This is a genomic window from Thermodesulfovibrionales bacterium, assembly GCA_035622735.1.
GTDB lineage: Bacteria > Nitrospirota > Thermodesulfovibrionia > Thermodesulfovibrionales > UBA9159 > DASPUT01.
This window is the reverse complement of record DASPUT010000069.1, coordinates 1-19978: the sequence shown is the minus strand read 5'-3', so window position 1 is coordinate 19978 and position 19978 is coordinate 1. Positions and strand designations below refer to the sequence as shown.

24 protein-coding genes are annotated in these 19978 nt (G+C 54.4%); 11 read left to right on the top strand and 13 right to left on the bottom strand.

Annotated features, from left to right (window positions below; translation table 11 throughout):
- Positions 1-117 precede the first annotated feature (117 nt).
- From VEI96_03920 to VEI96_03905, 4 genes are all read left to right on the top strand, one after another.
- Positions 118-1587: an NAD-dependent malic enzyme gene (locus VEI96_03920; GenBank protein HXX57123.1), complete on the top strand. Its 1470-nt coding sequence runs from the start codon at positions 118-120 to the stop codon at positions 1585-1587.
- Positions 1588-1682: 95 nt separating this feature from the next.
- Positions 1683-4325: a DNA polymerase I gene (gene polA / locus VEI96_03915; protein HXX57122.1), complete on the top strand. Its 2643-nt coding sequence runs from the start codon at positions 1683-1685 to the stop codon at positions 4323-4325.
- A complete protein-coding gene (locus VEI96_03910) occupies positions 4318-5028 on the top strand; it encodes a glycosyltransferase family 2 protein (GenBank protein HXX57121.1) in 711 nt (236 codons plus the stop codon). The genes polA and VEI96_03910 overlap by 8 nt, the downstream gene beginning before the upstream one ends.
- A gap of 1 nt (position 5029) precedes the next feature.
- Entirely contained in the window at positions 5030-5386 is a 357-nt protein-coding gene (locus VEI96_03905) for a DUF2304 domain-containing protein (GenBank protein ID HXX57120.1), read from the top strand.
- A gap of 45 nt (positions 5387-5431) precedes the next feature.
- On the opposite strand, the gene gspG is transcribed toward VEI96_03905, so the two are convergent.
- The gene (gene gspG, locus VEI96_03900; GenBank protein ID HXX57119.1) at positions 5432-5860 is read right to left on the bottom strand and encodes a type II secretion system major pseudopilin GspG; all 429 of its coding nucleotides are present in this window, start codon (positions 5858-5860) and stop codon (positions 5432-5434) included.
- A 264-nt stretch (positions 5861-6124) separates the two neighbouring features.
- Here gspG and VEI96_03895 point away from each other — a divergent pair, with 264 nt between their 5' ends.
- The gene (locus VEI96_03895; protein ID HXX57118.1) at positions 6125-6511 is read left to right on the top strand and encodes a phage holin family protein; all 387 of its coding nucleotides are present in this window, start codon (positions 6125-6127) and stop codon (positions 6509-6511) included.
- An 86-nt stretch (positions 6512-6597) separates the two neighbouring features.
- Here the strand turns inward: VEI96_03895 and VEI96_03890 are convergent, their stop codons facing one another.
- Positions 6598-7389 carry a protein phosphatase 2C domain-containing protein gene (locus tag VEI96_03890; GenBank protein HXX57117.1) on the bottom strand — a complete coding sequence of 264 codons (792 nt, stop codon included), beginning with the start codon at positions 7387-7389 and terminating at the stop codon, positions 6598-6600.
- 9 nt (positions 7390-7398) lie between these two features.
- Positions 7399-7734 (bottom strand): hypothetical protein, encoded by a 336-nt coding sequence (locus tag VEI96_03885; protein HXX57116.1) that lies wholly within the window; start codon positions 7732-7734, stop codon positions 7399-7401.
- A gap of 223 nt (positions 7735-7957) precedes the next feature.
- Here VEI96_03885 and VEI96_03880 point away from each other — a divergent pair, with 223 nt between their 5' ends.
- The 5 genes from VEI96_03880 (at position 7958) to VEI96_03860 (ending at position 12691) form a co-directional block, all read left to right on the top strand.
- Positions 7958-8626 carry a phosphoribosyltransferase gene (locus VEI96_03880; GenBank protein HXX57115.1) on the top strand — a complete coding sequence of 223 codons (669 nt, stop codon included), beginning with the start codon at positions 7958-7960 and terminating at the stop codon, positions 8624-8626.
- Between the two features lie 37 nt (positions 8627-8663).
- Positions 8664-9830, top strand: a complete 1167-nt coding sequence (locus VEI96_03875; GenBank protein HXX57114.1) for an acetyl-CoA C-acetyltransferase — start codon at positions 8664-8666, stop codon at positions 9828-9830.
- 3 nt (positions 9831-9833) lie between these two features.
- Complete coding sequence (locus tag VEI96_03870) at positions 9834-11006, top strand: acyl-CoA dehydrogenase family protein (protein ID HXX57113.1); 1173 nt, start codon at positions 9834-9836, stop codon at positions 11004-11006.
- Positions 11007-11082: 76 nt separating this feature from the next.
- Positions 11083-11931: a 3-hydroxyacyl-CoA dehydrogenase NAD-binding domain-containing protein gene (locus VEI96_03865; GenBank protein HXX57112.1), complete on the top strand. Its 849-nt coding sequence runs from the start codon at positions 11083-11085 to the stop codon at positions 11929-11931.
- Positions 11918-12691 (top strand): enoyl-CoA hydratase-related protein, encoded by a 774-nt coding sequence (locus tag VEI96_03860; protein HXX57111.1) that lies wholly within the window; start codon positions 11918-11920, stop codon positions 12689-12691. The genes VEI96_03865 and VEI96_03860 overlap by 14 nt, the downstream gene beginning before the upstream one ends.
- 11 nt (positions 12692-12702) lie before the next feature.
- On the opposite strand, the gene VEI96_03855 is transcribed toward VEI96_03860, so the two are convergent.
- The 8 genes from VEI96_03855 to VEI96_03820 all read right to left on the bottom strand — a co-directional run bounded on the left by VEI96_03855 (position 12703) and on the right by VEI96_03820 (position 18112).
- A complete protein-coding gene (locus tag VEI96_03855) occupies positions 12703-13080 on the bottom strand; it encodes a response regulator (GenBank protein ID HXX57110.1) in 378 nt (125 codons plus the stop codon).
- Positions 13081-13207: 127 nt separating this feature from the next.
- Positions 13208-14404 carry an acyl-CoA dehydrogenase gene (locus VEI96_03850; protein ID HXX57109.1) on the bottom strand — a complete coding sequence of 399 codons (1197 nt, stop codon included), beginning with the start codon at positions 14402-14404 and terminating at the stop codon, positions 13208-13210.
- Between the two features lie 130 nt (positions 14405-14534).
- Positions 14535-15032, bottom strand: coding sequence for an HIT domain-containing protein (locus tag VEI96_03845; protein HXX57108.1), 498 nt, complete (start codon positions 15030-15032; stop codon positions 14535-14537).
- Positions 15029-15754, bottom strand: a complete 726-nt coding sequence (locus VEI96_03840; protein HXX57107.1) for a uracil-DNA glycosylase — start codon at positions 15752-15754, stop codon at positions 15029-15031. Before VEI96_03840 ends, VEI96_03845 begins: the two co-directional genes overlap by 4 nt.
- Positions 15751-16629: an NAD(+)/NADH kinase gene (locus VEI96_03835; protein ID HXX57106.1), complete on the bottom strand. Its 879-nt coding sequence runs from the start codon at positions 16627-16629 to the stop codon at positions 15751-15753. The genes VEI96_03840 and VEI96_03835 overlap by 4 nt, the downstream gene beginning before the upstream one ends.
- Entirely contained in the window at positions 16604-17053 is a 450-nt protein-coding gene (gene tsaE / locus VEI96_03830) for a tRNA (adenosine(37)-N6)-threonylcarbamoyltransferase complex ATPase subunit type 1 TsaE (GenBank protein HXX57105.1), read from the bottom strand. The genes VEI96_03835 and tsaE overlap by 26 nt, the downstream gene beginning before the upstream one ends.
- Positions 17028-17495, bottom strand: a complete 468-nt coding sequence (locus VEI96_03825) for a CBS domain-containing protein (GenBank protein ID HXX57104.1) — start codon at positions 17493-17495, stop codon at positions 17028-17030. Before VEI96_03825 ends, tsaE begins: the two co-directional genes overlap by 26 nt.
- Before the next feature lie 113 nt (positions 17496-17608).
- A complete protein-coding gene (locus tag VEI96_03820) occupies positions 17609-18112 on the bottom strand; it encodes a hypothetical protein (protein HXX57103.1) in 504 nt (167 codons plus the stop codon).
- Positions 18113-18321: 209 nt separating this feature from the next.
- On the opposite strand from VEI96_03820, the gene VEI96_03815 reads away from it, so the two are divergent.
- Entirely contained in the window at positions 18322-18528 is a 207-nt protein-coding gene (locus tag VEI96_03815; protein ID HXX57102.1) for a UXX-star (seleno)protein family 1, read from the top strand.
- A gap of 107 nt (positions 18529-18635) precedes the next feature.
- Here VEI96_03815 and VEI96_03810 read toward each other — a convergent pair whose 3' ends face one another.
- Both VEI96_03810 and VEI96_03805 read right to left on the bottom strand, forming a co-directional pair.
- Positions 18636-19151: a hypothetical protein gene (locus tag VEI96_03810; GenBank protein ID HXX57101.1), complete on the bottom strand. Its 516-nt coding sequence runs from the start codon at positions 19149-19151 to the stop codon at positions 18636-18638.
- Positions 19152-19542: 391 nt separating this feature from the next.
- On the bottom strand, positions 19543-19978 hold a 436-nt coding region (locus tag VEI96_03805; protein HXX57100.1), incomplete at its 5' end, for a polyphenol oxidase family protein.

The window sequence follows — 19978 nt, the reverse complement described above, 5'->3', positions numbered from 1 at the left end:
GCAGATACCTATGACATTATCATCTTGCAACGACACAAATCAATTTTTGGAGTTTTAAAATTCCCTGCGCTGTGAGATAATAGACAAGATATTATCCTGCGCGGGGAGGAGTGACAAATGGCTCGTGTTCCCAGTCCCAGTTACAGTCTGACGATCAGGGTCGAGATAGAAAACCGTATCGGAATGTTCGCCCAGATAGCTACAGCCATCAGCAAGACCGGTGGAGACCTCGGTTCAGTCGATATCGTCCGCGTCGAGAAGGGAAAGCTGGTCCGTGATGTTACCGTCAATGCGCGGGATACGGGGCATGAGAAAGAGATCGTCAAATCGATAAAGGGCATCAAGGGCGTAAAGGTCCTCAGGGTAATGGACCGCACGTTCTTCGCCCATGAGGGAGGCAAAATAGAGATCCACAACAAGATCCCGGTGAGAGACAGGAATGACCTCTCGAAGGTCTACACTCCGGGCGTGGCACGGGTCTGCATGGATATCCACGAGCATAGGGAACACGCCTACCGCTATACGATGAAGGGAAATTCCGTGGCGGTCGTTACCGACGGCACCGCAGTCCTCGGCCTCGGGGACATCGGTCCCGAAGCCGCCATGCCCGTTATGGAAGGCAAGGCGATGATCCTCAAGGAGTTTGCCGATATCGACGCCTTTCCCATAGCCCTGAAGACCAAGGACCCCGAAGAGATCATCAGTGCGGTGAGGAATATTTCTCCGGCATTCGGAGGCATCAACCTGGAGGACATCTCGGCACCGAGGTGCTTCGTCATAGAGGACAGACTGCGGAGGGAACTCGATATCCCCGTTATCCATGACGACCAGCATGGAACGGCCGTCGTCGTCCTCGCGGCCCTCATCAACGTATCGAGGCTCCTCAAGAAGGATATAAAGAAATTCAGGGTAGTGGTCTCCGGTGCCGGAGCAGCGGGCACTGCAACGGCCCTCATCCTCTCATCATTCGGGGTGAAAGACCTCATCGTCTGTGACAGACACGGTGCGATCTATCCCGGGCGAAGACAGGACATGAATCCTTACAAGAGGAAGCTCGCGAAGAGGACGAATCCGAGGAAGGTGAAGGGGAGCATCTCCGATGCCCTGAAAGGGGCTCATGCCTTCATCGGGCTGTCAGCTCCCAACCTCATATCGCGGGAGGATATCCTGCGGATGTCAAAGGAACCCGTCGTCTTCGGGCTTGCCAATCCCGACCCGGAGATAGCGCCCGAAGATGCCCTCCCTCTCGTGAGGGTCCTTGCCACGGGCCGCTCCGACTATCCCAACCAGATCAATAACATGCTCAGCTTTCCCGGGATATTCAGGGGGCTCCTCGATGTGAAAGCAAAGGGGGTGAACGAGGAGATCAAGTTCGCGGCAGCGAGGGCCATCGCGTACACCGTAAAAAATGATGAGCTCCATGAAGACTACATCCTGCCGAGCATCTTCGACAGGAAGGTAGTCGCTGCGGTAGCCCATGCGGTCTCTGAGGCCGCCCTGAAAACGGGGATCGCACACGGCAGGCACTATCCGCTGCACGGTCTGTCGCCGAATCAGTGCCCGCCGTCCTTGCAGAGAAGGGATTAGGGCTCGCGTCAGCGTTCGAATCTGACCGTGGAGTGGTCATTTCGGATCACTCCGTTCATTTTCCAATTTGGGACGGATGGGTTATAATCTCTCTTATGAATCTCTACCTCATCGACGGGAATTCCTATGTCTATCGCGCCTTCTTTGCGATCAAGGACCTCACGAACTCAAAGGGCTTTCCGACGAACGCGATCTATGGTTTTACGAATATGCTCCTCAAGATTATCAGGGAGAGGCGTCCCGACGGCATCGTCGTCTCTTTCGATTCGCCCGTTCCTACCGAGAGACATCTGCTCTACGATGCGTACAAGGCCCACAGGCCCGAGACCCCGGGGGATCTCGCGAGGCAGCTCCCCCACATCCGCAAGCTGATCGCCGCCTTTCGCATTAAGATATTCGAACTGCCCGGCTATGAGGCTGATGACCTCCTCGCCACGATAGCGACAAAGGCTGCTGCAGATGACGCGGATGTCTTCATCGTGACCGCCGACAAGGACATGCTCCAGGTCGTCGGTGATCGGGTGAAGATTTATGATCCCGTGAAGGACAGGGTTCTCGACAGGGAATATGTGAGGGAAAAATTCGGTGTCGGGCCGGACAGGGTCTCCGAATTCATGGCTCTCACCGGAGACGCCGTCGACAACATTCCGGGGATCAAGGGAATAGGTGAAAAGACGGCAAAGGAACTCCTCTCCTCCTTCTCGAGCATCGATGACCTCCTGAGCCATCCGGAGAGGATAGAGAGGGAAAAGCTGAGAAACCTGGTCGCAGATAATGCAGAGGCCGCGAGACTGAGCCTGAGACTGGCGCTCATCAACACTTCCGTGCCGGTTGACGTGAACATCGGCGAATACGCGGTTCAGGAACCTGACTGGCCCGCGCTTCTCACACTCTTCAGAGAGTACGAATTCGGAAGTCTCATGAAGCTCATTCCGACTGTGAGACGGGAACATGAATATGAGCGGGTCTTTTCTTCGGGGAGGCTGAGAGAGATAGCGGCATCGGTGCGGGACTCATTCGCCCTTGACACGGAGGCTACGGGAAGAAATCCGAGAAGCGACAGGATCGTCGGCATCTCTCTTTGCACCGATAATAAGAGGGCATACTATATTCCCTTCGGTCATGTCTATCCCGGGGCACCGGAACAGGTGGATAAGAAAGAAGGCCTCGACCTCTTGGCGGGTCTCTTCGGGGATAAGAAGATCCCCAAGATCGGACATAATCTGAAATACGACCTATCCATGCTCCGGCGTGAAGGGATCGACGTAAATGGGAAACTCTACGATACGATGCTCGCCTCGTACCTCCTGAACCCCAACAGGTCCGATCACAGTCTTGGAGATGTCGTCTTTACGCACCTTTCATACCGCAAGAAGACCTTCCAGGAGGTCCTCGGGAAGAGAGGTTCCTTCTCCGAAATCTCCGTTGAGGACGCAACGGCGTATGCCGCAGAGGATGCGGCCCTTGCCTTCGAGCTGAAAGATTCCCTCTTCGAAAGGATCGACGAGGAGGGAATGAGCAAGCTCTATTTTGACATCGAGATGCCCCTTATCACCGTCCTCATGGAGATTGAGGAGGCGGGGTTTAAGATAGACAGGGACAAGTTTCACGACATGTCGAAGGAACTCACGAGGGAACTCGATGCGATCACAACGAGGATATTTTTCCTGGCCGGTGAGGACTTCAATATCAATTCTCCAAAGCAGTTGAGCAGAATCCTATTTCAGACCCTCGGACTCAAACCCGGGAAAAAAACGAAGACGGGTTTTTCTACGGAAGTTGGTGTCCTCGAGGAACTCGCGGCGGAGCACGAACTCCCGCGGGAGATACTCGATTACCGGAGTCTCTCGAAGCTCAAGTCCACCTATACGGATGTCCTGCCCGAGCTCATCAACCCTGAAACAAGGCGCATTCATACGTCCTTCAATCAGACGGTTACGGCTACGGGCAGGCTGAGCAGCAGCGATCCCAACCTCCAGAACATTCCGATACGGGGTGAATGGGGGAGGCGCATGCGGGAGGCGTTCATCGCCGAGGAGGGTAACCTCATCATCTCAGCCGATTACTCACAGATCGAATTACGGATCCTCGCGCACCTGAGCGGAGACCGGGGACTCATTGAGGCGTTCATGAGCGGTATCGACGTCCATTCGAAGACGGCATCGGAGCTATTCGGGGTCCCGATCGGGAAGGTCACCTCGGACATGAGGAGAGTCGCGAAGACGGTGAACTTCGGCATCGTCTACGGCATCTCGCCCTTCGGCCTCTCAGAGGCGTTGAGCATATCGAGAGAGGATGCAAAGAGATACATCGACGGTTATTTCGCAGGCCACCCCGGTGTGAAGACCTATATCGGCCGCGCCCTTCTCGATGCGGGAGAGAAGGGTTTCGTGACGACTATGTTCGGAAGAAAGAGGACCGTTCCGGAACTGAAGAGCCGTACTGCGGCGACACGCTCCATGGGAGAACGGCTCGCCGTGAATTCTCCCATTCAGGGGACCGCAGCCGACATCATAAAGATCGCCATGATAGGGATTCGGAATCTCCTCAGGACTGAAGGCTCGAAAACGAAGATGGTCCTCCAGGTTCATGACGAACTCGTCTTCGAGTCTCCCGAAGAGGAGACGGTGAAGGCCAAGGAACTGATACGGGCAATGATGGAAGGGGCTGCCGATATCCGGGTCCCTCTCAAGGTCGAGATAGGTCATGGCAGGAACTGGGCGGAAGCGCATGGATGATCGAAGATACCTTGTGATCATCCCAGCATTGAACGAAGAGGCGACCATAGAAGAGGTGATCCGCGAGATAAAGATTCATCTTCCCGCGGCAGATATCCTCGTCATCAACGACGGTTCAACGGACAGGACGGCGGCCATAGCGTTGCGTCAGGGCGTAATCGTCATCGACCTGCCCTTTAACTTAGGTTACGGTGCAGCCCTCCAGACCGGCTTCAGGTTCGCCGACAAGGAGGGGTATGAGTCGGTCATCACCATCGACGCCGACGGTCAGCATGTCCCCTCGTCGATAGAAAGTCTTCTCACGACCATGGAAAGGGAAGCCGCTCATGTTGTGATAGGTTCCCGGTTTATCGGGGGACAGTACAGGACCGGCATCGCGAGGAAGATCGGGATATGGCTCTTCTCCAGGATTGCGAGGTTGTATACGGGAATAAACATAACCGATCCCACATCGGGCTTCCAGCTCTTGAAGAGAGAGGTCTTCTCCTATCTCGCAGAGGGTGACAACTATCCCCTTGATTATCCTGATGTGAATATCATCATGATCCTCCACAAGAAGAAGTTCAAGGTGGTCGAGGCTCCCGTAGTCATGGTGAACAACCCGCAGAAGAAGTCGATGCACAGCGGACTAAATCCGATATTCTATATCACGAAAATGGTGCTTGCGATCATCATGGTCATGATGAGGAGGGAGGAGAAGTAACATGTCTTTCGGCTTGAGGGTCACCATATTCCTTCTCGGTCTCACCCTTTTCCTGATCATCTTCGAAATGGTGAGACGGAAGAAGTTCAGGGAAGAGATATCGATAGCCTGGTTCGTTGTCGGCATCGCTCTCATGGCGAGTTCCGTTGCCGATATCGTCGTCGACCCCCTCGCGAGGAAGCTCGGGATCGGTTATCCGCCAGCCCTAGTCTTCGTCTGGGTCATCTTCTTTCTCATACTCGCCCTCATCTATTTCTCCTATGTGATCTCAGACCTCAAGGGAAAGGTAAAGGAACTCAGTCAAAAGGTAGCGTTACTCGAATATGAATTAGAAAAAAAGAGCGGCCGGAAAACGTAACCGGGACATCTTCACCAAATCTAATCCGGACCCGGGAGTCGGCGACTACTCCCAGCTCACGACATCCTTGTCTTCGCCCTCGCCACCCGGGGATCCGTCCCTGCCGTAGGAAAAGAGGTCATATTCAGAATGCGTTCCCGGACACTGATACTGGTACGGTCTTCCCCAGGGGTCATTCGGCAACGCCTTCTTGAGATAGGGCCCCTGCCAGTTATCGACGCCCGGATTCGTAACAAGGGCAGCCAATCCTTCCTGAGTCGTAGGGTATCTTCCGGTATCGAGCCTGAACTGGTCCAGGGCCTGTCCGAGGAGCTCTATCTGTGCCTTCGCGCTGCCCTGCTTTCCCTTTCCCACTCCCGTGAAGACCCTCGGGCCGACGAGTGCCGCGAGGAGACCTATAATTACAAGGACAACGAGTAATTCTATGAGGGTAAAACCTCTCTTGTCCGAAAGAAGAAATCTTCTGAAACTCATCGTAACCTCCTCACCGTCTCTTTTCTCTTTTCGATCGGATTCACAGTCCTGCCAGTATAGCCACGGCTTTCATTTATAATCAACGATAAGATATCGATATGTCAATGGAGAACAGGGTGCCGGCGGAAACTTTGCATGGGTCGGCGCTGCCCCGTAACTCTTTTCCCATCTATTTTGTTATGATACTCCTGAGCAGGTGGGCTCAGAGAGGAAATTCTTCATCGTGAGCGCACAAACGGACTTTATGGGAACTCGAGGCGTCATATGGCATATTTAATCCTGAGGGTGATGATAAACGCCCTCTCGATAATGGCCGCCGTAAAATTCGTAAACGGTATAGCCTTCACCGGCGCATGGTGGAAGATGATCGTCGTCGGGGCAATCTTCGGGTTCGCGAACTCCCTCATCAAGCCGGTCATTCAACTCCTTACCCTGCCGGTGATCGTCCTGTCTCTCGGTCTCTTCACCCTCGTCGTAAACGCCCTCATGCTCGCGATAACCGCCGGACTCTCGAATACCTTCAACCTCGGCTTTCATATAGACGGCTTCTGGCCCGCCTTCTGGGGGGCGCTCATCGTGAGCATCGTCAGCATGCTCCTTTCCTTTCTCACCGGTGCAAAAAGGATCAGATACTACAGAGACAGTGCGTGATATCCAACCCTCGATGGACCTATTCTAGTGAGCAGCCCGGATTCTTCCTTGTCGCGGCTTGAATTACCCGTAAGGAAACTGTAAAACTATTCCCCGACCTCAAGGCCGATGATGCTGATATTATCTCTTCCGCCATGAACCATCGCCCTCATGAAGAGAGACTGAACCGCCTCCTCAAGGGCAGCGTCCGCGAAACATTTTTCGATCTCGCTCCGCTCCATGCTCTCCCAGAGTCCGTCGCTGCAGATGAAATACTTCTCCCCGCCGCCGACCTGCGCCTCCTTAAAATACCACTCCGGCATCTTGCTCCGCAGATCTCCCATTATGGCAGAAGTCAGAATACTTTTCTGAGGATGGTGCCTCATCTCCTCTTCGGTAATTAAGCCGCTCTCGAAAAGCTCCGCGACCACCGAATGGTCCCTCGTGACCCTCTCGAGAGAACCGCTCCTCAGTTCGTATACCCTGCTGTCGCCGCAATTAAAGATAATCGCCCTGCTGTTGATGAGCAGCACACCCGCTATCGTCGTCCCTAAACCATAGGCAGCCCTGTCATTTTCCGCCAGTCCATTCAGATACTTTTTTGAGGAGAGAATAATCTCCCCGATCGATTCAGGACTGTCAGCCTCTTTGTATCGTCCCTTGAAAACCTCAAGGACCGACCTGCTCGCAACCTCTCCCTTTGCGTGGCCCCCCATGCCGTCGGCAACGGCGTATATCTGCCTTTCATCCTCCGACCTCAGGCATACCGTTCTATCCATCGCCGCCTGGGAGGCGAGGAGCCCATTCAGCAGGATGCTGTCTTCATTATTGCTCCTCACCTTTCCCGTATTGGAGATATAACAGGCATGGATGACCATTTTATCCGTTCCCCCCGGCAACCTCGGTCCTCACGGCATCGTGATGACAAGCTCGTAACTGCCGACCCCGACCTTATCGGCGATGCCGTGCTTCCAGAGGAGTTCCGTCACTTTCACCTTTGCCTTCTTAGGAACCATGAGAATCAGTTTCGAGCCTGAATGCGTCATCTCCTTCCAGCGCTCTGCCTTTTCAAGCGTTATGCTCTGCTCGGTCTCCACTTCGACAACAGCGAGTGTCAGACCATGGCTGGCGAGAACGAGGTCCGGATCGCCCTCCCGATTGACCCTTATTTCGCGGTAATCCGGGGAAAACTTACCCCTGAGACGGTCGACGATCAGATCATGCATGAGTTTCTCACTGTCCATAGAATCCTCCGGACGGATAGAATTATTCACCGATACAGCTCGATCGAGGGGCCGCGCCCTCAAGAGAAATGTAGCACATCTCGTTCTCGCTTGCAAAATCAGGTCTGCGTGAAGACAAGAAAAGAACCATACAGACTGTAGCTCAAAGCCTTTTCTGTCCTTGACAACCATGACGGTCTGCTATAGATTGTCTTTAACAGGTATTCCGGACCAGAGGGGTATCATGTTTCGTGACAGGAAGGAAGCGGGCAGGCTCCTTGCCGAGAGACTGAAAGCGTATGAACGCGAGAAGGAGATCCTTGTGCTGGCCCTTCCGAGGGGCGGTGTAGTGACAGGTGCTGAAATCGCTCGGCACCTCCGCGTGCCTCTCGATGTCCTCATTGTTCGTAAGATAGGGGCCCCCTTGCAGCCCGAATTGGCGGCGGGAGCGGTTTCCGAGACAGGCGCGGTAGTCTTGAATCAAAATGTTCTCTCTTCCTACGGAATTCCGGAGGAATACATTCAGACTGAGATAGCAAGGCAGAAGAAAGAGATCTCCGGGAGACAGGAGCTGTACCGCGAGGGTAAAGGACTAAAAGACCTTGAAGGCAAGACCGTCATCATCGTTGATGATGGCGTTGCAACGGGCGCGACCATGAAGGCGGCGATAGAAACTCTGAAAAAAGAGCGGCTGAAAAGAGTAGTCCTGGCTCTTCCCGTTGCGCCGCCTGATACCGCGGACGAACTGAGGCGGATGGTCGACGAGTTCATCTGCCTCGAAACCCCCTCACATTTCATGGCGGTCGGGAACTATTACGATGACTTCTCACAGACGACCGATGAGGAAGTGGTAGGGCTCCTCGGGAAGTCTGAGGCAGAAGGAGGAGAGCAAGAGGATGCGCCATACAAATAGGCCTGCAACAGAGCAGAAAGAGGGAGGGTGATTGTCCGTGCCTGAAGGAGTGGTTCTCGTCAGCGCCGTGCGAACCGCCATCGGCAGGTTCGGTCGCGCTTTCAGAGATATATCAGCCCAGCGACTGGGAGCCCTCGTGATAAAGGAAGCGGTAAGGCGGGCTGGTATCCGGCTGGAAGACGTCGATGAAGTCATCATGGGGAATGTAATCTCAGCGGGCCTCGGCCAGAACCCCGCTCGGCAGGCCGCTATCTACGCCGGCATACCCGTCGAAACGGGAGCATTTACCGTGAACAAGGTCTGCGGTTCCGGCCTCAAGGCGGTCGTGCTCGCCGGTCAGGCGATAAAGTCCGGTGACGCCGGAATCATCGTCGCAGGAGGCATGGAGAACATGAGCGCTTCACCGCATATAATCAGAAGCCTCCGCTGGGGCATGAAGCTCGGAGACGCTATGGTCGCTGATACGATGATCCATGATGGTCTCTGGGATGTCTATAACGACTACCATATGGCGATTACGGGAGAGAGGATAGCCGTGAAATACGGTATAACGAGAGAAGAGGCTGACAGGTTCGCCTTCATGAGCCATGAGAAGGCGCTGGGGGCGATAGAGAACGGAGGATTTCGCGAAGAGATACTGCCGGTCGAAGTCGGCGGAACCCCCGTTGAGAGAGATGAGTGCGTGAGGGAAGATACATCTATCGAGAAACTGTCGAAGCTCCAGCCTGTCTTCAAGAAAGACGGGATACTCACCGCGGGAAACAGTTCGAAGCTCAGCGACGGCGCGGCAGCCCTTATCGTGACTTCAGCAAGAAAGGCGAAAGAACTCGGGATCAAACCGCTCGCACGGATAACGGGTTATGCGACAGGGGGGACGAGGCCTGAAGATGTGATGGAGGCTCCTATCCCGACCGTCAGGAAACTCCTCAAGAGGACCGGCCTTACCATAGGCGACATAGACCTCGTGGAGCATAACGAGGCCTATTCGACCGCGTCTATCGCGGTATCGAGGGAATTGGGGATCGATCCCGAAAGGTTCAATGTGAAGGGAGGCGCTGTTGCGATGGGCCATCCGATAGGATGCAGCGGCGCCAGGATTCTCGTCACGCTTCTCTACGCCCTACAGGAAAGAGGGCTGGAGAGGGGTCTGGCAACCCTCTGCCTCGGCGGCGGAAACGCGGTGGCGATGATCGTCGAGAGATAAACGATGTTTTATCGAAAAGAACAGAGAGCGATACTCGACATGCTCTTCCCCGACACGAGAAAGTACCATGCAGTGCTCGAGTCGATCGGTACTTTCGCAGAAAAGGAGATCCTGCCCCATGCACGGAGAATCGATCAGGAAGAGATCTTTCCCCGGGAGAATCTCGAAAGGCTGCGGAAGCAGGGGATCATGGCATTTCCTTTCCCCGAGCATTATGGCGGGTCGGGACTGCCTTTCTCCCTCTATATCGCTGCATTAGAGATGCTTGCCAAGGCATGCGCAAATACGGTCCTCCAGGTCTCGATTCAGGGAATGATCTGCGAGGGCATACGGCTCTTCGGAGATGATCGCCAGAAGGAAAAGTTCCTGAGGGATGAGGGGCTTGTCGAAGGGAGATCCCTTGCCGCCTTTGCCCTCACGGAGCCCTGCTGCGGCTCCGATGCGAAGGCGATCCAGACGAAGGCCGAGCGGTCCGGGAAGGCCTTCCTCCTGAGCGGCAATAAGACATTGATAACGAACGCCGCGGAAGGCGATTACCTCCTCGTCTTTGCCAGGTCTGAGAGAGGCATCTCCTCTTTTCTCGTGCCGAGAGATTCGCAGGGACTGACGGTGATGAAGACAATGCCGAAACTCGGCTTCAGGGGAAACAGCCTTTCTGCGATACACCTTCAGGACTGCCGCGTCTCAGCTGCAAACCTCATCGGGGAGGAGGGGAAGGGCCTTGAGTACGCGAAGCAGATCCTCAACGTCGGGAGGATGACGATCGCAGCGATAGGCGTCGGGATAGCGCAGGCCGCCTTTGACAAATCCCTCTCATACAGCAGGGAAAGAAAGGCCTTTGGTGAGCAGATAGCGAACTTCGAGCTCGTGCAGGAGAAGCTCGCAGACATGACCGCCGGGATACAGGCGGCAAGGCTTCTAACCCATTATGCTGCCAGAATGAAGGATAAGGGAGAAGACGTCGCGTCAGCAGCCTCCCAGGCCAAACTCTTCGCTTCAGAGACGGCACTGAGGGTATGCGACACGGCGATACAGATACACGGAGGGTACGGGTACACGGACGCATATGACGTCCACCGGCACTGGAGGGATGCACGGCTGCTCACTCTCGGTGAAGGGACTTCTGACATGCTGAGGCTCCTTATCGCCCGCCTGTCCGTAAAAGGGGATACCTGAAAACGCATCGTAAGAGAGATGAATACCTGAAGACCTGTCCTGCCGGTCAGGAGCGCATGGCGTCTCGGAGCTGAAGATGAAGATAGAGACGATAGCCGTGGTCGGTGCCGGTACCATGGGAGCCGGGATAGCCCAGGCCGCCGCACAGGGCGGCTACAGGGTAATTCTGGGAGACCTGAAAGAAGAGTATGTAGAAGCGGGCATCACGAGGATAAGGGAGCGGCTCGAAAAACGGGTCAGTGAAGGAAAACTCGATAGCAGAGAAAAAGACGGCATCCTTTCGAGGATAACTGCCGCCTCAGGTCCGGAAGATTTTATGAACGCCGACTTGATAATCGAAGCGGTGACAGAGAAGGAGGAGATAAAGACACAGGTTTTTCGAGGGCTCGATAGGATATGCCGAGAGGAAACCGTCTTCGCCTCGAACACCTCTTCGATCCCGATAACGAGGCTCGCTCAGGCCGTTCGGAGGCCCGGACGCTTCGCAGGCATGCATTTCATGAACCCGGCATACGTCATGAAACTCGTCGAGGTGATAAGGGGCCCCGGCACATCCGAAGAAACCCTCGACATCATTAAGGCCGTTGCTGATAAGATGGGAAAGATTCCGGTCATCGTCAATGACTCTCCCGGGTTTGTCGCAAACCGTCTCCTCATGCCGATGATAAATGATGCGATCTTCTGCCTCCAGGAAGGAGTCGCCCCACGCGAAGGCATCGATACGGTCATGAAGCTCGGCCTCAATCATCCGATGGGACCGCTCGAACTCGCGGACTTTATCGGCCTCGAAATCTGCCTCGATATCCTCGAGGTTCTCCATGCCGACCTGGGAGAGAAATACCGACCCTGTCCTCTCCTTAGGGAAATGGTCGCGGGAGGAAAGCTCGGAAAGAAGAACGGAGAAGGATTCTATGAATACCGATAAACTGCTGAGGGTGGAGAAGAAGGGAGAGATCGGGATCATCACGTTGGACAGCCCCGGACGCCTGAATATCCTCGACACGGCACTGCTCCGGGATCTCCGGGATTCCCTCACCACAATCGAAAAGGACAGAGAGGTTCGGGTTGTGATCCTGACCGGGAACGGGAATTTCTGCGCCGGCGCTGACATTAAGGAGATGAAAGGGAAGAGTCCTGAGGAGGCGGAGGCCTTCTCGCGACTCGGGCATACGGTCTTTTCCCTGATCGAAGATATGGGAAAGGCGGTGATCGCTGCGGTGAGCGGTTATGCCCTTGGAGGCGGCTGCGAACTGGCGATCTCCTGTGATATCCGGATGGCGGCTGCGAACGCCCGGTTCGGACAGCCCGAACTGAACCTCGGTCTTATCCCCGGCTTCGGGGCGACACAACGGCTTCCACGGCTTGTCGGGATGGGGAAGGCGAAGGAGATGCTCCTAACCGGAAGGATCATAGACGCAGACGAGGCAGTTTCATGCGGACTGGCCGATAGCATCGTGAACGAGGCAGATCTGTATGAAAAGTCGATGGACATGGCGAAGGCGATAGCACAAAAAGGCCCGCTGGCCGTCAAGAAGGTCAAGATCCTTCTCAACAATGCCCCAGGGATTGAAGAGGGGATAGAGAGGGAGATACGTTCGTTCACCGAATGTTTTGCTACCAAGGACCTCGAGGAGGGTATGAAGGCCTTTCTCGAAAAGAGAAAGCCGAGATTCAGCGGAATCTGATCGGCATCAAATCACGTATGGACCAGATCATGTAAATTATCGGCGATCTTCGCTGTCAGCTTCTTCATACTGAACGGTTTCTCCATCACCTGCGTGATACCGAGAGACTGAAGCCTGCATTCCGCTTCAGCGCTGTAATTAGCGGTCATCGCGATTATCGGAATGAACGGATGGTTAACTCGCGCATATTCGAGAAACTGATATCCGTCCATTACCGGCATCTGGAGGTCCGTAAGCACAAGGTCGACGGGTACCGATTCCATGATCCTGACGGCTTCCTTTCCGTTCTCGGCGGTCAACACCATCCAGTCCTTTGATGAGGTGCGGAGCCGCTCCGAAAGGACGCTGAGAACCATCTCATTGTCGTCTATCACCAGAATGTTCTTCATCTTCAAGCCCCCCTGAGATGTAACACGAACTCTCTATACAATACCTCATGAAGATTAACTTTCCATGAAAAGGGGATTAAACTTATTTAACCTTTGTGATGTCCCGGCGTGACCGAAAAGGAGGTATCTATGAGACGAATTCTTTTCCGAGGATCTCCCTGCCGATGATGAGCTTCATGACATTCTGGGCGCCTTCTGCCCCGATGATATAGGAAGCCACCCCCCGCAGGCCTTTCTCGATCCCGGCTTCCTTCGTGTAACCGTACGCGCCGTACCAGGTCAGGACATCCCTGATAAGATCAAAGGCTGCCATCGGAGCGAAAAGCTTCGCTGATGCCACCGCTTTATTGATCTCACCATGGTCGAATCTCTTTTCGCCGTACATCCGGTCAAGCAACCACGCAGCCTTATAGACGAGGAGTTTCGCCGATTCAAGTCTCGTATAAGCGTCTGCCACCTGAAACTGTATGCCTTCGAATCCGGCAAGCAGCTTTCCGAAGGCCCTTCTCTTTTTCAGGTGTTCGATCCCCGACTCGAAGACCTTCTCCGCGGCACCGATACACGCCGCCGCTACGAGGGTCCTGGCACAGTTAAAACCTTCCATGGCGTAGTAAAACCCCTTGTTCCATTCACCGATGAGGTAATGGGCCGGTACCTCCACGCCGTTCATGGCTATGAAACCGGTTGATATCCCGTCCCTGCCCATCTGCCGGAAGATCCCCGTTGTTATCCCCTGTGTCTCCTTCAGCGGAAGATAAAGGAGAGAAAGGCCACCGTGTCCGAGTTCGGGATCCGTCTTGACGATTGTCACATGCCCGCCTCCTGATTTGACCGCCTCCCTGACACCGCTGATGAATGTCTTTGTTCCCCTGATTATTAGTTTTTCATCCTTCTTTTCCATCACGGCGGATATATTGGCGATATCCGAGCCGGCCCCCGCTTCGGTCGATGCTATACCGATAAACTTCTTCCCGTTCGTCACATCGGGAAGGATTTCCTCCTTGACCCTTACGCTCCCGTACCTCTCGACGAGAAAACCCCAGGCGGCTCCCACGAGATAATAGACGGGAAGGGCCATGCTGATATCGGCCCGCGCGATCTCCTCAGCCGCTATCGCTGCGGTAATAAAATGAGCCCCCGACCCTCCGTATTCGTCCGATATGGTAATGCCGAGGAGGCCGAAGGAAGCCATATCATCGAGGACGCCCTGGGGAATCTCTCCTTTTTCATCGATCTCCCGAGCCCTCGGGACGATCTGCTTCTCGCAGAACTCCCTTAAAGATCTTCTGAACGATTCCTCTTCCGCGGTAAAGGAAAAATCCATGGCTTAACTCTATCGCATGTTAGGCCCTTTTGCAAGCCATGGCTACGATGTAGAAGAAGACTGTATCGGCTATTGCAGGCGGTCTGAGGGGGTGACGCTGAAACAGGTCTCAGGTTCGGTGATGACAGATCTAACGGCTCGCCCCTTCCCTGTTGAAAATCGGGAAAAGCCTGTCGTAGGTACTCAGGACATGCTCCGGGATGACCCTCACCTCGCTGAGGGCTGCCATGAAATGGGTGTCTCCGACCCATCTCGGGATTATGTGAAAGTGGAGATGCTCTTCGATCCCGGCACCTGCTACTTTCCCGATGTTCAGCCCGATATTGAAGCCCTCGGGCATAAAGGCCTCTCTCAAGCACGTCACCGCCTTCTGTGTCATCTTCATGAGTTCGAGCAGTTCCCCGTCTCTCAGTTCGGTTATGGAGAATACATGCCGGTTGGGCACTACCATGAGATGGCCGTTGTTGTAAGGATAGAGGTTCATGATGACAAAACTCTCAGCACCTCTCAAGAGGATGAGGTTCTCCCTGTCCTTCTGCTCTTTCGGTTTTTCGCAGAAGATACAGCCGGGGCCCTTTTTCGAGAGGATATACTCCATCCTCCAGGGAGCCCAGATCGGCTGCATCATCGACCCTCCCCTCTTGCCCTCTCGAGTACCTTCAGCGCATCCTCCCACACAAGCCATTTATCCTTCGGGTTTCGCAAAAGGTAGGCGGGATGGAATGTCGGCATGAGGGGAATCCCCCTATAGGAAGAGAATTTTCCCCTCAGTCTCGTTATCGGAATCGTGGTTTCCAGGAGCGTGTGCGCGGAAATGCGTCCGAGAGAGACGATGACCGCAGGCATGACGATCTCGATCTGCCTCACGAGAAAGGGCAGACAGGTCGTAATCTCGTCTCCTTCGGGGTCCCTGTTCATGGGAGGACGGCATTTCACGATGTTGGCGATGAATACATCTTCTCTCCCGAGCCCCATCTTTTCGATGAGCCGCGTGAGAAGCACGCCCGCATCACCGACAAAAGGCCTGCCCTGAAGGTCCTCCTCCCTCCCCGGTCCCTCTCCGATGAACATGAGGGCGGCGTCTGCTCTGCCTTCTCCGAAGACGATGTTCTTGCGCCCCCTTGAAAGCTTGCACCTCCGGCAATCACCGATCTCCTCGCGCAGCGCCATGAGAGCCGCTTCCTTGAGTTCGGAAGAGCGCAGGTCAGAAGATCCGGCGGTTGCCATCTCCCGTTCGCGTTTGCCTGTGGCGGCGGACTCCCGCTTACCCCTTCCCGATACGGGCAGCCGGTCAAATCCGAGGGCATCGAAAAATTCGAGGACCGTCTTAAGCTCCCTTGCCAAATTCATCCGGGATACTCCTGAATTTTCGGAGGCCGCTCGCCCCAGCCGAGTTTTGTCCTCAGTATCTCGAAGAAGTTCTTTTCGAAGGGTATCACGAGCCTTGTTCTGAAGGGCGACTTTTCTATTACGACGGTATCATCCCTTTTCAAAGAAAATCCGACCTGGCCGTCTACGGTAAGGAACACATCCTCTGACGGTGATCTGAGGACAATTTCCGTAACGACGGTATCAGGGATGACGATTGGCCTGTTCGTGAGCGTATGAGGACAGATGGGGATGAGGACTATGCTTTCCATGGTGGGATAGAGAATCGGTCCGCCGGCCGAAAGGCAGTAAGCGGTGGAACCGGTCGGGGTAGCGACGATGAGACCGTCTGCCTTGAACTTGTTCACATAGACCCTGTTGATGAAGGTCTCGAGGTCTACGATCCTCGCGAGGGCGCCCTTATTGATAACCACATCATTGAGGGCGGTGTACTCCGCGATCTTTTCGTCGTTCCTGATGACCTTTGCGGTGAGCATGAGACGGTCTTCAGTGGTATAGCTGTCCGAGAGGAGACTTTCGAGTGCGTCGCGGATATCCTCCCTCTGGACTTCTGTTATGAATCCGAGGCCGCCCAGATTCACTCCGAGTATCGGGGTAGACTTCTCGCAGACAAGCCGCGCCACGGAGAGCATCGTCCCGTCACCGCCAAGGACGACGATGACCTCAGAGAGGTCGGGAATCTGGGCAGCAGGATAACCCCTGATTCCGAGTGTAGAGGCGACTTCCGTAGTGACCAGTGCATCGCCGCCTTTTGCCTTCAGCCAGGGGAGGATCTCCCGAAGCAGTTCAAGGGGCTCGGGTTTCCCTGTCTTACAAATTATTCCAATCTTCTTCACGTATGCCCTCGACCTTGATCTCCCGTTCGTCCCCGCGCAGTATGGTGAAGGTCACGGAGATGGCGCCGCCGATATCCTCATATCTTTCCGCCCATTCCACAACGGCGATGCCGTCCCGTCCAATATACTCTTCTATGCCGATAGAATCAAGGTCCCGGGTATTTTCGATCCTGTAGAGGTCGATGTGGAAAAAGGGAACCGGGCCGTTCCGCAGGGTTGCAATGTACTCGGCGATGATGGTAAAGCTCGCGCTCGTGATCTCCCTTTCAGGAATCTTGAGAGCAGAAGCAACGCCTTTCACAAAGGTCGTTTTGCCGGAGCCGAGTTCTCCATAGAGGCAGACGGTGTCGCCCTTCTTCAGGAGGCCGCCGAGTCTGGATCCGAAAGCAGATGTCTCCTCAGGTCCCCGACTGAGAAGTCTCACCAGCAATACCCCTTATCAGGTCTCTCTTGCCAATGATTCCCACGACCTTCCCCTGACGTAAGACAGGCAGGAGATGGATCTTTTTTTCGTTCATGAGCGTCGCCACTTCATCAAGGGGAGTCTCCTCTCCTATCGTGACGACTTTTCTCGTGCAGGCCTCTCCGACCGTCAAGGCGGCCATCTTCGTGATCTCTGTCTCGAGTTTACTCGTACCCAACGGAATAAAGGCATCGAAGAGCCTCAGGATCGTCGGGATATGGAGCCTGCTGTTTTTGCTGATGAGATCGTTCTCCGTGATAACGCCGATTAGGCCACCCCTGTCGTCGACAACCGGCGCACCGCTGATCCCCTTTTCGATGAAGAGCCTCCCCAGTGCCTCAACCGTGGTCTCTTCAGACACGGCAATTACGTCGCTTGTCATGATGTCCTTTGCCTTCAGCATGGTACTCCTTTATGTCGGGATGGATTCTCTGCCGCTCGATCAAAACAACCTTATCAATCATACAATAAAAAAGGGACGTTATGGTAGGGAAAGAAATGGCTCCGAACTAACGCTTAGGTCCCTACCGGTTCCTCGCCCTCAAATCCTGCCGTATCCGCCCCGGACGCCCTTCCTAGCGAGAAGGATCTGCCAGACGTGGAGATAGCGGGATCTGAATGCGCCGGTAAAGAGCGAAAGGTAGTACTTCCACATGCGATGAAATCTCTCGTCATAAACCTCTTTGAGTTTGCACCAGTTCCGCTCGAAATTGCGGCCTTCGTTTTTCTGCCCGGATTGAGTAGCACCGAGCGCGCCATAAAAAAAAGCGTCTTCCAGTTCTTCCTGATCTGTTCCTCGAGATTAGCCGGTATGATCCTGCAAATAAATTCCGCGAGGTCCTCACATTCCCACCACCGGTCCATGTACGATTCTCCGAGTCCCAAGCTCCCGCCCCTCAAGACCCTCCGGTAAAACCTCTCATCCCTGACCTGGATGTTCCATGGCTTGCCGCCGTTGAGCGTGACGCCTGCGGGAGACAGAATTTCTCCGATGATCCTCTTTGCGTTGCCTTCGCCCATGCTCCCTCAACCTTGCACTTTTCTTCATGCTAGCACGTTTCGACGCTTTTTCAAGCACGAGGGAGCGAATCACGGCAGACCAAAGGAACCCTGCATTTACAACATCTCCGGATTAATGTATAGTCTTACAAAAGGGCAACGAGGCGCATGCACGAGAAGATCACCCGATTACCGGGTGATGCATGCTTATTCATGAGGAGGTCAAGCAGATGGCGGGAGATGTCACGATATTCGGAAAGGCGGGTTGACCGTATACCGACAAGGCCAGGTCGGTCTTCGGAAGCGCAGCCAAGTACTTCGACGTAAAGTCAGACCCGGCGAAGCTGGAAGAGATGCTTCGCCACTCAAAGGGTGTGCGGAAGGTCCCGGTTATTGTCGATGGAGAAAAGGTGACCATAGGCTATGAGGGACACTGAGGGGTCTAACTTCCGATAGTCTATCGGACGACTTTTCGCGGCCCTTCCGAATCCCGTTCCCCTCTCGTTCTCTGACCGCCTTCCAGGCGGTCTCAAAGAAACGTTATTCACTCGCAGCCCCGTAAGGTTAAGGTGAGCGACGCAGAAGGATTCGATGCCCCTATGATAAGAGAGCTGTTCATCAGCGTTGCGAGTCCGCCATAATCGCCATTCAGGCTTCCGCAGGATGTGAGAGACAGGGTTACGTGATAGGCATTGAATGTGGTGTCGATTACACTTATGTTTCCTGCCAAGGTACAACCAACCGATGCTATTCCCGCCATAGTTCCATCGTCACGTATAGTGACGAAGATAGTACCGAGAGCGGGGCTATTATGCTTCCACGTTATCGCAAGCAATGACAGATCAGGATGATTCTCGGAGGCAGAGTCGTAGGACAATATAAATGTTCCTGAATCACCGCCCCCTGAGTACGTTCCCGAAAGAGAAGCCTTCGTACTGACGGCTCCACGCAAAGTGACTATCGCGATGACACCCTTGTCCGGCCACGTATTGCCCCAGGGAGCGTAGCCGGTCAACGTTCCAGCCAAGGCATTGCCGTTGACGACTATGCTTCCCTCCAATTGTGCTCCCTCACTTCCGATAAGGCGCATTTCATTATTCGCGGTAACTATGCCTTGCACGGGTTGGGTCTGATGCGTGACATCCGATGTAATCATCCCGTTCCAAAGACCTACGGCAGATTCACTGACGGGAGGGGATGCGGATGGAGTACTTCCAACGTCGCTCCCGCCACCGCACGACAGAAGAGTGAGGCCCAGTAACAGACAGAGAGTCAGCCCCTTAATCTTCATTCCACTCCTTTACCATCGTTTTTGTGACAACCTCTTTCTCACAGTCTATCAGAAATATTCTTGCCATGCCTATCCGGTCGCGGATAAAAGTCACGGCACCGGTCTGTCACGGCCGCTCTCAACTTCCAGATTGAAGTGACGCGATAAGAAGGCTAAATCTTCAGACAATCCCGATGAATCCCCCCTGTCTCCCAGTAGGTCCTTTCGCAAAGCGGTATGAATAGTATCTATCGGGAAGACAGTAAGTGCATTCGTCTGAAGTCCAGATATTTTCCCCTGGCACGCCGTCTGACAAAGCCTGATATCTGTTTGCGCTCGGGAGATCCAGGAAGTACTTTTCACCTCTCTTCTCGAAATACTTTCCCTCTCCGGTAGCCCTCCGGACGGCATCCATCACTTCGTAGCCGACCTCGTAGCAGCACGCTCGAATGCCCGGTCCTATCGCAATCAGGATTTCGGAAGGTGAAGAGGCGAATCTGTCTCTCATCGTCCTCATCGTCTTCCTGAGTATCGCTGCCGCAGTTCCTCTCCATCCCGCATGCACCGCTGCCACCACATGCGAACCCGCATCATAGACAAGGATCGGAAGACAATCC

What these genes read in the sequence shown, in the direction of transcription:
- VEI96_03920 (HXX57123.1), top strand. Translation starts at nt 118, where the DNA reads ATGGCTCGTGTTCCCAGTCCCAGTTACAGTCTGACGATCAGGGTCGAG.
- polA (HXX57122.1), top strand. Translation starts at nt 1,683, where the DNA reads ATGAATCTCTACCTCATCGACGGGAATTCCTATGTCTATCGCGCCTTC.
- VEI96_03910 (HXX57121.1), top strand. Translation starts at nt 4,318, where the DNA reads ATGGATGATCGAAGATACCTTGTGATCATCCCAGCATTGAACGAAGAG.
- VEI96_03905 (HXX57120.1), top strand. Translation starts at nt 5,030, where the DNA reads ATGTCTTTCGGCTTGAGGGTCACCATATTCCTTCTCGGTCTCACCCTT.
- gspG (HXX57119.1), bottom strand. Translation starts at nt 5,860, where the DNA reads ATGAGTTTCAGAAGATTTCTTCTTTCGGACAAGAGAGGTTTTACCCTC.
- VEI96_03895 (HXX57118.1), top strand. Translation starts at nt 6,125, where the DNA reads ATGGCATATTTAATCCTGAGGGTGATGATAAACGCCCTCTCGATAATG.
- VEI96_03885 (HXX57116.1), bottom strand. Translation starts at nt 7,734, where the DNA reads ATGGACAGTGAGAAACTCATGCATGATCTGATCGTCGACCGTCTCAGG.
- VEI96_03880 (HXX57115.1), top strand. Translation starts at nt 7,958, where the DNA reads ATGTTTCGTGACAGGAAGGAAGCGGGCAGGCTCCTTGCCGAGAGACTG.
- VEI96_03870 (HXX57113.1), top strand. Translation starts at nt 9,834, where the DNA reads ATGTTTTATCGAAAAGAACAGAGAGCGATACTCGACATGCTCTTCCCC.
- VEI96_03865 (HXX57112.1), top strand. Translation starts at nt 11,083, where the DNA reads ATGAAGATAGAGACGATAGCCGTGGTCGGTGCCGGTACCATGGGAGCC.
- VEI96_03860 (HXX57111.1), top strand. Translation starts at nt 11,918, where the DNA reads ATGAATACCGATAAACTGCTGAGGGTGGAGAAGAAGGGAGAGATCGGG.
- VEI96_03855 (HXX57110.1), bottom strand. Translation starts at nt 13,080, where the DNA reads ATGAAGAACATTCTGGTGATAGACGACAATGAGATGGTTCTCAGCGTC.
- VEI96_03850 (HXX57109.1), bottom strand. Translation starts at nt 14,404, where the DNA reads ATGGATTTTTCCTTTACCGCGGAAGAGGAATCGTTCAGAAGATCTTTA.
- VEI96_03845 (HXX57108.1), bottom strand. Translation starts at nt 15,032, where the DNA reads ATGATGCAGCCGATCTGGGCTCCCTGGAGGATGGAGTATATCCTCTCG.
- VEI96_03840 (HXX57107.1), bottom strand. Translation starts at nt 15,754, where the DNA reads ATGAATTTGGCAAGGGAGCTTAAGACGGTCCTCGAATTTTTCGATGCC.
- VEI96_03825 (HXX57104.1), bottom strand. Translation starts at nt 17,495, where the DNA reads ATGCTGAAGGCAAAGGACATCATGACAAGCGACGTAATTGCCGTGTCT.
- VEI96_03820 (HXX57103.1), bottom strand. Translation starts at nt 18,112, where the DNA reads ATGGGCGAAGGCAACGCAAAGAGGATCATCGGAGAAATTCTGTCTCCC.